At 62.2% G+C, this 11,743-nt stretch carries 12 protein-coding genes; 4 read left to right on the top strand and 8 right to left on the bottom strand.

Annotated elements, in window-relative coordinates:
• Positions 1-72 precede the first annotated feature (72 nt).
• Positions 73-1,329 carry an amidohydrolase gene (locus A2J03_RS22435; protein ID WP_082898019.1) on the bottom strand — a complete coding sequence of 419 codons (1,257 nt, stop codon included), beginning with the start codon at positions 1,327-1,329 and terminating at the stop codon, positions 73-75.
• Positions 1,330-1,348: 19 nt separating this feature from the next.
• A complete protein-coding gene (locus A2J03_RS22430; protein ID WP_068378390.1) occupies positions 1,349-2,677 on the bottom strand; it encodes an MFS transporter in 1,329 nt (442 codons plus the stop codon).
• Positions 2,678-2,827: 150 nt separating this feature from the next.
• Between A2J03_RS22430 and A2J03_RS22425 the strand changes: the two genes are divergently transcribed.
• On the top strand, positions 2,828-4,003 hold the full coding sequence (locus A2J03_RS22425) for a helix-turn-helix domain-containing protein (RefSeq protein WP_197480918.1): 1,176 nt from the start codon (positions 2,828-2,830) through the stop codon (positions 4,001-4,003).
• Positions 4,004-4,217: 214 nt separating this feature from the next.
• Positions 4,218-4,559 carry a hypothetical protein gene (locus tag A2J03_RS31265; protein ID WP_082898018.1) on the top strand — a complete coding sequence of 114 codons (342 nt, stop codon included), beginning with the start codon at positions 4,218-4,220 and terminating at the stop codon, positions 4,557-4,559.
• Between the two features lie 769 nt (positions 4,560-5,328).
• On the opposite strand, the gene A2J03_RS31795 is transcribed toward A2J03_RS31265, so the two are convergent.
• From A2J03_RS31795 to A2J03_RS22390, 5 genes are read right to left on the bottom strand one after another with little or no spacing between them, the layout of a single operon-like run.
• A complete protein-coding gene (locus A2J03_RS31795; protein WP_231912655.1) occupies positions 5,329-5,703 on the bottom strand; it encodes a GGDEF domain-containing protein in 375 nt (124 codons plus the stop codon).
• Between the two features lie 23 nt (positions 5,704-5,726).
• Complete coding sequence (locus A2J03_RS31790) at positions 5,727-6,446, bottom strand: hypothetical protein (RefSeq protein ID WP_068378380.1); 720 nt, start codon at positions 6,444-6,446, stop codon at positions 5,727-5,729.
• Positions 6,439-6,990 carry a DUF6924 domain-containing protein gene (locus tag A2J03_RS22400; protein WP_068378378.1) on the bottom strand — a complete coding sequence of 184 codons (552 nt, stop codon included), beginning with the start codon at positions 6,988-6,990 and terminating at the stop codon, positions 6,439-6,441. Before A2J03_RS22400 ends, A2J03_RS31790 begins: the two co-directional genes overlap by 8 nt.
• Before the next feature lie 43 nt (positions 6,991-7,033).
• Positions 7,034-7,984, bottom strand: coding sequence for an alpha/beta hydrolase (locus A2J03_RS22395; RefSeq protein ID WP_068378376.1), 951 nt, complete (start codon positions 7,982-7,984; stop codon positions 7,034-7,036).
• A gap of 40 nt (positions 7,985-8,024) precedes the next feature.
• The gene (locus A2J03_RS22390) at positions 8,025-8,822 is read right to left on the bottom strand and encodes an SDR family NAD(P)-dependent oxidoreductase (RefSeq protein WP_068378392.1); all 798 of its coding nucleotides are present in this window, start codon (positions 8,820-8,822) and stop codon (positions 8,025-8,027) included.
• A gap of 76 nt (positions 8,823-8,898) precedes the next feature.
• On the opposite strand from A2J03_RS22390, the gene A2J03_RS22385 reads away from it, so the two are divergent.
• Positions 8,899-9,462 carry a TetR/AcrR family transcriptional regulator gene (locus tag A2J03_RS22385; protein WP_068378375.1) on the top strand — a complete coding sequence of 188 codons (564 nt, stop codon included), beginning with the start codon at positions 8,899-8,901 and terminating at the stop codon, positions 9,460-9,462.
• Positions 9,459-10,772 carry a lipase family protein gene (locus A2J03_RS22380; protein WP_068378373.1) on the top strand — a complete coding sequence of 438 codons (1,314 nt, stop codon included), beginning with the start codon at positions 9,459-9,461 and terminating at the stop codon, positions 10,770-10,772. The genes A2J03_RS22385 and A2J03_RS22380 overlap by 4 nt, the downstream gene beginning before the upstream one ends.
• A 58-nt stretch (positions 10,773-10,830) precedes the next feature.
• On the opposite strand, the gene A2J03_RS22375 is transcribed toward A2J03_RS22380, so the two are convergent.
• A partial coding sequence (locus A2J03_RS22375; protein ID WP_068378371.1) for an alpha/beta fold hydrolase occupies positions 10,831-11,743 on the bottom strand: 913 nt, incomplete at its 5' end.

Raw genomic sequence — 11,743 nt, 5'->3', positions numbered from 1 at the left:
ACTCCGCATTCTTCAACGCGCACTTGCCATCTGGATCGGAACCTGCCCGCACTGCCACCACAGATTCCCAACCTAACAAAGTACTACTAGGGGCCCGATGAAGCCGGCTTGTGGAGTCACTGCAATCGCGAGCTCGCCGGCACGGAGAACCTGATCCGGTCTAGCAATACCGAAATGCTCGATTCGGCACGGCGGCGCATGTCGGCCATAACTCTTCTGGGCTTCTTCGATCAGATCGAGTGCTAGGTCTATCGCCGCGTCCCCGATGGCGTGCAGTGCAAGTGGCCAGCCGGACCGATACGCAGCGAGTACTCGCTTTCGATACGCTTCGGGCGTGTCCAGGAGATAGCCTCGGTTGTGATCGTGTCCGCAAAAGTCTTCGGTCACTGCCGCCGTCGCCCCCAGCAACGAGCCGTCGAGGAAAACTTTGACGTGGCCCAATCGAAGGTGGTCGTCACCGAAGCCATACCGAATCCCGAGATCCAGCCCAAAACCGGTCGCCTCGCCGTGAAAGTCCGCAGAGTGTGCGGCAAGTGGCCGAAGCGCGTCGATCGTGGGCATCAGCTGGGCGCGGGCGTGGAGATGATTGCGCTCCGATGCCAGTTGGTAAGCCGCAATCTCGATGGAGCTGTGTCCTATCCATCCCCCACCGACACCGGCTTCGGTGAAGCTTGTTATGCCTTGTGCAGCAAACCTTGTGGTTGCTTCGTCGATCGCCTCCACAAGTTGCTCGGTGGAGTAGGGCAGGAGCAACGATTGGACCAAACCCTGCGCCGACTCTTCGACCAGACCGGTGAAATGCCCGTCGCCATCCCTACCCATCATGCCGCCGGCGGGCACTTCGAAGCCGTCGTCGAAAGCACCGATGAGCCGTAAGGTGGCGGTGTTCGCGAATGCGGCGTGGCCCGAGGTGTGCCGCAAGTACAACGGTCGATCGCCGGTCAGGCTGTCGAGCCGATCTATCTCAGGAAGCTGGCCATTGTAGTGGCCCTGGTTGAAGCCGGTGCCGTGCACCCAGGCACCGGTATCGTCACCGATGCGCTCGACCTCCGACTCGATCAGTCCGTAGAGATCGTTCAAACAGGCGGCGCGGCTCAGATCGACAGCCGACAGTCCAAGTCCCCACCAGACAGTGTGACAGTGGGCGTCGATCAGACCAGGTGTCATACACGCGTCTCCGAAGTCCAGTGTTCGGGTCGCCTCGATACCGGCGATTTCGTCGTCGAACCCGACGATTCGGCCACCGATCACCCCGACAGCCGTGGCGGCTGGCCGGGCGCGATCCATGGTGATGATTTCTCGCGCCCGCACGCAGAGGTCGAGTTTCATGAGTATGTCCCGTCCGTGATCAGTGCTTGAAGCCCGGAAGGTCCACACTGAACCTTGGCGCGATCGCACCTGCCGATGCGGTGATCAGCGATATCAATGCAAGGACAAGGGCGGCCGGCCACCAGTGGTCCTGTGCGGCAGCGACGAGACTGGTTACCAGAAGTGGAACGAACCCCGCAACCATGGCGGCCGTGTTGTTCGCGACGGCCACACCTGTGAAGCGAGTGGCCGCGGGGAACAGTCCAGTCAGGACGGCACCGGTACCGGCGTAGGGAAACGACAACGTCGCCACAGCCAGTGTCATCGACAACACGACAAGGACGGGAACGCCGGAGTTCAGCAGTAGAAATGCGGGCAAAGCCACTACAGCAGAGGCGATCCCACCCCAGAAAATAACCCGGCTCGAACCGTATCGCGCGCCCAACCGACCACTGAGAAGGATGACGAAGACTTCGACTACAGCCGCGACAATGGTCCCGAGAAGCATCAATGTTCGGCTGTATCCGAGTACGTTCACTCCGTACCACACACAGAAAGTGGTGACGAGGTAAAAGCCGCCCATTCCGAGCAGTGACGCGGCCATACCAATCACAATTTGACGCCAGCTCTGTCTGAACGCCGTGCTCACTGGATTGCTCGATAGCTCTCCAGCTTCCTCGAGCTGACGGAAGACTGGAGATTCTTCGAGCTTGCGTCGAATGTAGACGGCGAGAAGAAGCAGCGGCAACGACAGGAGGAATGGAATGCGCCAACCCCAGGAATCGAAGTTCTGCTGCGAAATCGAAATGGTGACAAGGAAGAACCCTCCAGACGACAGAATCGTCCCGATTGGGGATCCGATGAGAGGAATGACGGCGTATCGCGCTCGAAGATGCAGTGGAGCATTCTCCACGACCAAGGTCAAGGCGCCGGACCATTCACCTCCGACGAACAATCCCTGCACAATTCTCAGCAACACGAGCAGGACGGGCGCGGTGATTCCTATCGCCGCGTAGGTGGGCAGGATCCCGATCAGGGCCGTGATGAATCCGATACCGACGATCGTGATCATCAGTGTCTTTCGGCGACCGATCCGATCGCCCATCGCGCCGAAAACGATGCCGCCGATCGGCCTGGCGGCTACGCCCACGCCGAAGGTCGCGAACGAGGCCAGAGCAGCCACCGTCGCATTGCCGGTGGTGAAGTACTGGACGTTGAAGACCAGAGCGGCTGCGGCGCTGAACAGAAAGAAGTCGTAGTACTCCAGAACAGAGCCGACCAGAGCGCCGAAGGCGACTTTGTTCGCGCTCTTCCTGTCGAGTTCATGTACGGCGCCGAACTCGATCGACGTCGATTGTGTGTACGTCATAACTCTCCATCAGGGAGGAGGGATTCGGTCTGCTTTCATCCCCGGGGGATTTCGGCCTGGTGCAAGCATTGCAGGTAATTTCCTCACTGTCCCTAGGCATTCCCCGCCGAATGAATGCCTATTCTTGTGCATTTGCACTATCCTGGACCGGTGAATCGCGTGGAACCTCAACGGCTCGGTGACGAACCCAACCCTCGCGACTCGCGTAGATGGCAGGAGTTGCTCGACGGTCTCGACGTCATCGAGCTGACTGATACCTTCATCGAGCGTGTCGCCTCCATCGCCGGGTACGACTCGTCACCTCTGCCGACTTCCGAGATCGAACGCACTGGCCGGATGGCCTTCACCGCCATGCTCCAGGGGCTCCGCGCAGGCGGCCTACCCAATTTCGTCCCCGTTGCAAACGACGTCGGCACCTCGCGGGCTCGAGCGGGAATACCGATCACCTCGTTGATGAGTGCAATTCGGTTGGATTACAACGTGTTGTGGGAGGCACTCACCTCGGCGTCTTTCCCGAGCGACGCCGAACTATTGGTCCGGCACACGTGGATTGTGCTTCGAACCGTCGACGAATACGCCGCCCAGACCCAACGGGCATATATGGCCGAGCGAGACCGGATGCTGAGAGAGGAATCCTCCGCGCTGCAAGGCCGTATCGCAAATTTGTTTCAGGATCCCCGATCCACGGACACGGATCGGGTGGATGCGATTGCGGCCGAGCTCGGAATCCCTCCGCGTGCGCCCCTTCTGGTCATCGGAGCAGCCGGCGACGATATTCCGCCGTTGCGGGTGTACATATCCGAAACAGAACGCTCCGGAACACCCGTGTACACGCACTACCTCGGCGATGCATTGATTGCCTTCATGCGCAGAGCGGATCTCGAGGGGTCTCATGCCACCGAGCTCGACCCCGGCATCCTTGCACTTCGCGTCGGGCTGGTCGGGTCCGACGATGGCCTGCGCGGTCTTCGAGCGGCCGCCAACATCGCGCGCGACCTCGCCAGAACGATCACACGCGCGGACACTGCCGCCGTCACCTGGAGTCGCGGGTGGGCGCGGCTTGCGAGGGCCGGTTTGGAGGAGAGCAGAAAAGGACTACTCATCGATGTCGAGGATGCTCTGGCGTCCTGCGGCGATTCGGAGCGCATCCGACTCGAGGAATGTGTTCGCAGTTATCTGAAGACAGGAAGCATCGGGCGGACCGCGGACGAACTGTTCTGCCATCGCAACACTGTGTCGAATCGCCTCCACCGGTTCGCCAAGATCACCGGTGTGGATCCAACGATTCCCGAGCAATCGGCGCGGCTTGTCGTGGGCTGGTCGTGACGATCGCATCGAAACGTCAAGCAAGTCTGCCCACAACGGACTGCGCTTGCGCGATGGTTCTGCGTCGACCCGGCGATTGTCCGGTAATTCGCTTGTAAGCCCGTCTGAATGCAGCCGGAGGTGTACGCCGGTGGATCGCTGAGATAGCCCCCGCCAATCGCGGATCACGCGGATAGCGGCCCTCGGTCTTGCTCTACTACCCGAAATCCACGGCTTGTCTATATCTCTTGTCATTCTCTGGGGTCTCGCGTTCGGCGGAGTGTCGGTGGCATGGTCGAATTGGGCCACACGCACAGTGCCCGACAAGGCCGTCTTCACGGTGTTCGGCGTTATCTTGATCGCGTCGGCTCTGTTTGGCTCGTTGTCCGTCAAGTCTCAAGATTTCGAGACGCTGCACGCCGTTCGGATCCAAGGGATCGCACAAGCCGACGGGGTTGCCGAAGGTATCGGGTACTCAACCGATACGGTTCAACTCGTACTCGACGACGCCGTCGCACGCGGACTTGCGAAGTCACGCACCGGCGGTCGCGTGCAGGAATTCGGTGCGCAACCTTGATCTCGGCACGAGTCGGCCGTCCGGAGCGAAGTCCTAGAACGCGGAGATGCCCGCGTTCAACTGATTTCTTGGCCCGTCAGACGTCGGCGGTTCCGGGTCGGTTCTCCGCCACGGCGTACTCGCAGGTTCGCGGGCAGAGTTGCAGCGACGAGATCGTGGGCGGACGGAGACATGCCGGTGGTGCGGTGCTTGTGGTTGATCGCGGCGATTCGCGTGCTAATGGTTGCGGCGACGCATCAACGCGGCATGCCCGTTGCGGTCGCGCCAGGCAGTGAAGCGACCGCGGTCGCGTAGGTGCGCCGGCCCCCTCCGAGCGGGATGATTCGACCGTGCCCGGCGATGCTAGCGGAAACCGCCGGAGGGATGTCGGGGACGACCGCGGCCGCCGCCGCGTCGCTCGCGCCGCCAATCTGCTGTGCTCGGCCTGGTCGAAAGTCCGTATCGGAAGCCTACGCAGGAAACCTGTTTCACAAAAACCCTTCCATGAGTGGACCCGAAAGGTCACGGCTATCGACGAGGTCAGACAGCTCACCCAGACCGAGTTGTGACAGCCTCGTGGCACCGAGCCACGCTCGGAGTCGACCATTCAACACGAAAACCGACCTGAGCTGCACAAATGCGAACATACGCCGTCGGAGAACATACCGTCCGACGCGGATCTCGAATCCGCTGTCTCCGTGGTCCACTCAGATCCGTGGGAGACCACCGACGTCCATATGTCGACAGTGTGCCGCGGATGCCTCATCGCACATTCCTGGCAGCAATACTCTCAATTCGGACTCTCCGCGATGCGTGGGCGAGCCAGAGCAATACGGTTGCGACCGTTACGTTTTGCAGTGAAGAGAGCATCGTCGGCGGCGGCCAATGTCCCGTCGAATACTTCCCGGGAGGTGCTGCGTTCCATTTGAGGCAACGAAGCGCCGATGCTGACCGTGATCGCGATGTCGTCGTCGACGTTGTGTACAGCACGACGCAACCTGTCTGCGAACTCGCCGAGGGTCGGCGTCGGATCCGGAACAAGTACGACGAATTCGTCGCCACCCAGTCTCGCGACGACGGCGTGCCGGCCGGCAGACATGGTCAGGCGCATCGCTGTCAGTCTCAGTGCCACATCACCCGCTGAATGGCCGTGGTGGTCGTTGATTGCTTTGAAGTGGTCGATGTCGATCAGCAGGATTGCGGGGTAGACAGCGCCGTCTCTGGTGCCGATTGCTCTGGCCTCGAGGCCCGCCGGTTCAGCACTCCGGTCAACGGGTCCGTCATCGCATCGGACAGGTGTACCCGAGAAGACGTCAACACCGCACTCGAAAACGCCGACAGAAGCGTGACAGAGCCGTTGATCACGATGACGGCCACCACCACTCGCAGCACGATCGATACGGTGTCGGCAGTGTCCGTTGCCAGCGCCATGGCTCCGAGCGCAAGCACGTAAGCGGTGCTCCACACGACGTGGAACCAGATGACCTTCGCTCGAGCGAAGTGGGCGGCATATGCACCGACCAACGCGAGCAGCATCGCACCCTGCATCGACGTTGTGGGATCTGCGAAAGTCGCTGTGACGGAGGTGACTCCGAGTTCACAGTAGACAACGAACCAGTTGTTGACGGCTGCTCGGCGGGACCACCAGTCGATACTGAACTCGGCCTTGCTCATTGCTAGTGCAACGGGGATCGTGCTGATGCAGACGGTGTAGGTCAACGCTGCGCCGAGACCATCGGTGGGGCCGTCCTGTGTGAATGTGGTACCGATACCGACGAGGCCGAACAACAGAGTCAGTACGACGACTCCGATGCGCAGCTGGTGGTCGGGTGTGTCGGTGGGCGAGCGAGGGTCGCCGGGTCTGTGGGCGGACCCGGAGGTCGCCGAGGACTCCCGGTGTCTACCCATAGGTTCCGTCTCGCGTCATCGCCGTCCTCCAACCCAGGCTAGCTCGAATCGCGTCGCTTACGTTTGTTGCGAGATCGCCGGCCTCGTCGAGGTCGGTCCGCTCGAAATTGCGAAGTGCGGGTGCAGTGTGCAGCATCGACAACCGATTCGGTTCGCCCACGTGCCCGGTGTCCGTCTGTCGATCGAGGCCCAAACGGAAAGCTCGGGATGGGGCCATGCGGGTCATCGGTATCCGCTCGGCGTCACGTGGAACTGCTGAACAGTCGATGGTGAGCAGCATTCGATCGTGGCGTACGAACGTCTGCTTGTCTGCGATCGCCACGTACAGTCCGTCGTTCGCCTCCGCGCGTGTGGCCAGTCGGGTGAGGACCCGCTGGATGCGCTGATGACACTGCGTCTGGTCCGAAGACAGAACCAGTGCCGCGCCCGATACTGCGGATCGTGCGCTGCGGGCTTGCTCCGTCAGGGCATTCCACACGGCGTCGCCACCGCCGAAGTACGTTCGCAGCAACCAGAGTTCGGAACTGCTCGAGCCGTTGGGCATGATGATCCAATCCGAGAACGATAGGGTGCAGCGAACCGCACGATCAGGCGGAGGGAACCGTCCGTAGTTTCAAGGGCACGTTGTCGGCCAGAAACATCAGTTGATCTCGTATCACCGAGGAGAACAGTGGCTCGATGTACGGGTCGAAATGACCGCCTGAGTAGGTACGTACCGTTGCTTTGCGAACTCTTGCCGCGGCGCGTTGCGCGACGGACGCCGGGGTGACGGAATCGTCGGACGCGATCTGCACCAGCGTGGGGCAGTCGATCGCGGACATCGTACGGCCCGGAGAGTATCGCCAGATCTTCAGCAGTATCCGCGCCGCCACAGTCTCGGGGTAGTCGCCGTCGGTCAGGCCCGACTCGAGGACCAAGCGGTCACGCCCTTTCATCGCATCGGGCGAGACCATCACGGCGCGTGCGCCAGGCAGCCCGACACTGTCGACGTAGTACGGCGATCGCCCGAGGACGGCGCGGACGCTGTCGGTGATGGCGGCCGGCGCCAGCCGCAACGCCTGCCTGAACCCGGTCGCGCGAACGGCGGCAATGCCGTCGATGTGGGGCACCTGGGCTATGACCGCTGCAAATCGAACGCCGTTGCCCGCCAACGTGAGTACGTGCCCGCCGGCGAAGGACGTGCCCCACCCGACGATTCGGTTCTCGTTGACGCCGTCGAGCGAGCGAGCGAAGTCGACTGCGTTGCGCCAATCGGCAAGCTGCGAACTCACGTCCAACAGCTGGCGCGGTTCGCCGTCACTGTCCCCGAAGAACCGATAGTCGAAGACGCAGACCACGTAACCGGCCTCGACGAAACGCTCGGCGTACGCGTACAGGCGCATCGCCCGAGGAGAGCCGAATCCGTGCGCCATCACGATTGCCGGTTGCGCACTGGCTGCGGACATACCAGGACGAAAGACCGTAGCCGCGCAACGAACTCCGTCCGACATGAACGATGTTTCGGTTCGGGTGAAGCCGGTGTGGTCGTCGGTGGTCATGCGTTTGTCTCTCTGTTCTGCAGCAGGTGGCGATCGGATCTCACAGTTTGAAAGGGTTGAGGGTCTTGCCGAGGTAGTAGCCGATGCGAGTCGGAATCGGCTTCGCTGCAGCAGCAGTTACTTTGTTGACCATCCCGGGCACGCACACCGGCGTGCCGTTGTTCACTGCCCGCCATCCTTCTCGGACGACGTCCTCGGGGGTCTGCCACAGGAGAGAGGGCAGTTTGGAGGTCGCTGCATCTCGGGTTCCCATGACGTCGTGGAACTCACTGTGGGTGAACCCAGGGCAAAGCGCAGTCACGTGGACGCCGTGCGGCCGCAACTCCATGTCGAGTGCTTGCGACATGTCGAGCACATAGGACTTGATTCCGGTGTACAGCAGACTTGCACCAGGTGGAAGCAACGCCGCCAACGACGACAGATTCACGACCCGGCCGTATCCGCGTTCTTTCATGCCGGGCACCGTGAGATGAGTGAGTTCGGTGACGGCAGTGATCATCACCTGTATCTCCGCGGCGAGTGCGTCGAACGGCGCATCTGCGAACGTGGAGTTCCCCGACATGCCCGCGTTGTTGACCAGGATATCGACGTCGACGCCGCGGGATTTCGTTTCTTCGACGATGGCCCGGGGCGCTGAGCGATCGGAGAGATCCGCAGGCAAGACGTCGCATCGCACATCGTGCTGGGACGACAACTCGTCCGCCAGTGCGGTGAGTCGGTCCTCGCGCCGCGCGACGAGAACGAGGTTGTGCCCCTCGGCCGCGAGGTGTCGAGCAAATGCCGCCCCTATGCCCGCTGATGCTCCGGTGATCAGCGCAGTTCTTTCAGTCTTCGACATCGACGGGCCCCCCTCTTGAACGGTATCCAAGGACGGTATCAGGCTCTTGAAGACCATTCAAGATATAGTTCGTCGTATGCCCAGGAATCGCGGACTCCACGACCGGGAGAGCAAGCGAGAGGACATCTTGGTCGCCGCGCGCGAGATGTTCGTGTCCGACGGCTTCGATCGCACCTCGATCAGCCGTCTTGCGAAAGCAGCAGGCGTCACCGCGAACACGCTGTACTGGTACTTCGGCGACAAAGACGACATCCTGGTCGCTGTTCTGACGGCCATCGCCGCCGAGGACGCAACGGACTACCTCGACGTCGTCGATCTACCACTGGCCGACCGGCTGTTCTGGCTGGTAGAGCGGCTACGAAGAGTCGGTCCATTGGTCTCCACCGTTCACGATCGGGTGACCGAGTCCGAGGCCATCGATCAATGGCACAACGGGTTTCATGCCTTCGCGGAATCGCTGTTCGCCGCCGATATCGAAGCTGCAGGCCTGTCCGGGGAGGCGGCCGATGCCATGCTCCGCATCGGTACGTTCGTCGTCGAGGGATTGCTGACTCACGCGGCGTCACATGCAGTCTCCCGAGCAGTAATCGAGCAACTCGTCGAAGCCATCGCACCCGCACCAGGAAGAGATTCACCATGAGTATCGAACCCGTTGCCGCGTCGACCGGTCGTCCGCGAGTCACGGCCGACCACGCCGACTCGGAGTCGAGCATCACGATTCCGAGCATGGACCCGTTCTATCGGGCCCCGGCCGATTTCGAGAGCGCGGAGCCGGGGACCGTGTTGCGGTCCCGCGAGGTGACCCTCGCGTTGTTCGGCGTCATTCGACAGAAGGTGTCTGCGTGGCAACTTCTGTACCGGACCACCGGCCTCGACGGGGCAGCGCGTGTCGCGGTCACGACGGTGATTCTTCCGGCCGGGGGCCGACAGCGACCGCATCGCGCTCTGCTGTCCTATCAGTGCGCGATCGACGCCGTGTCGGATCGGTGCTTCCCGTCTTATGTCCTGCGTGCGGGCGCTCGAGCCGTCGGCTCCGTGCCGCAGTTCGAGTTCATGATCATCCTGTACGCACTGCGCCGCGGATGGGTTCTGTCCCTTCCCGATCACGAGGGCATGAACGGGCAGTGGGGAGCACCCATCGAACCTGGCTACTGCATACTCGACGGCGCCCGTGCGGCACTGTCTTTCGAGCCGCTCGACCTCGCCGCTACCACCCCTGTCGCGTTGTGGGGGTACTCGGGCGGCGGGTTGGCGACGTCATGGGCCGCCGAGGCTGCGGCCGACTACGCTCCTGAACTCGACATCGTCGGTGCTGCACTCGGATCGCCCGTCGGCGATCCCGGGTCCGCATTTTCCCGCCTCAACGGCACGATCTTCGCGGCGCTGCCCGCGATGGTGGTGGAGGGCTTACGTCGCACCTACCCCGTGCTCGACCGCCTCGTTCGCGAACACGTTGCTGCTGCGGGGCTCGAGAACCTCTCATCCCTGCACCGCAAGACGACAGTGCACGCAGTCGTGTCCATGATGATGCACGATCTGGAGCGGCACCTCGACATCCCGATGGCAGACCTCCTGGCGACACCCGAGATAGCGCAGATTTTTCAGGATATTCAGCCCGGCAAGTCGGCACCCAAGTTTCCGCTTCTCGTGGTGCAGGCGGTGCATGATCCGATGATCGACGTGGACGACGTGGACGGGCAAGTACGCCGGTATCGCGCTGCGGGAGCGAACGTCACGTACATCCGTGATCGCCTCAGCGAACACCTGTCGCTGCACCCGATCGCAGCCCCCGTCACCCTGGATTGGCTCTCCGATCGCTTCGCGGGCAAGCCGACCGACGAATCTTCGACGAACACCGTGTGGTCACTGGCGGGATCATTGCCGGGGTTGCGCGGATTGCTCGGACTCGCTGCTTCCACCGGACGCGCGTTCGCAGGCCGGATCGATTGATACCCGACGGCAGAAGCCACAGCGAGTGAGCCCCACCTCCAGCGGCCCGAGAGGTCGGTCAACCAGCCGACGGTAACGCGGACAGAAACGAGCGCAGATCCGCGGCAAGATGCACCGGCTCCTCCATCGCCGCAAAGTGACCACCATGATCCGGAACCTCGGTCCAGTGCACGATGTCGAACTGCTGTTCCGCAAGGTGCCTGATGCCGATGTCGTGCGCGAACATGATGGCACCGACCGGTTGCGACGGCTTTGCCTGCGGACCGGCCCACGCCCCACCCTCCGCCGCGTACACGGTGTAGGCGGCACTCCCGGCGCTCCGCGTCAACCTGTACAGGGTGACGTGGGCGAGTATCCGATTACGGCCGAGGGTGCCATCCGGTTCCTCGTCGAACGGGTAGGTCCACGCGCGAAATTTGTCCAGCATCCATGACAACTGACCGATCGGACTGTCGGTCAGGGCAGCACCGATCAACTGCGGACGCGTCGACTGGATGGAGATGTACCCGAACTCCGACTCCATGAACTCGCCCACCCGCCGGTAGCGGTCCAATTCGGTTTCGGTGCAACGCTTCTGCTCCGCCTCGTCGGGTTCCCGGAACGGCGCACCGATGGACCCGTTGACATGAATGGCCATGCAGTGCTCCGGATCGAGACGACCCATCGCCGGTGCAACTCCGGCACCGTAATCACCGCCCTGCACCACATAGGAGCCATACCCGAGAACACTCATCAACTCGACGAACGCCTGCGCGACGCGATCGGTACTCCACCCGTCGCCGGACAACGGTGTGGAGAAGGCGAATCCGGGGACGGATGGCACGATCACGTCGAAGGCCTGGACGTCGGCGTCGTTCGGCTCGGTGAGCAGTGGAATGAGGTCGAGGAACTCGAGGAACGACCCCGGCCACCCGTGGCACAGGAGCACGGGAGTCGAGTCAGCGCGCGACGACCGCACGTGCAGGTAGTGG

It is taken from the genome of Rhodococcus sp. EPR-157 (genome assembly GCF_001647195.1).
Lineage (GTDB): Bacteria > Actinomycetota > Actinomycetes > Mycobacteriales > Mycobacteriaceae > Rhodococcoides.
The sequence above is the reverse complement of the archived record's forward strand: the minus strand, read 5'-3'. Positions and strand labels throughout refer to the sequence as shown.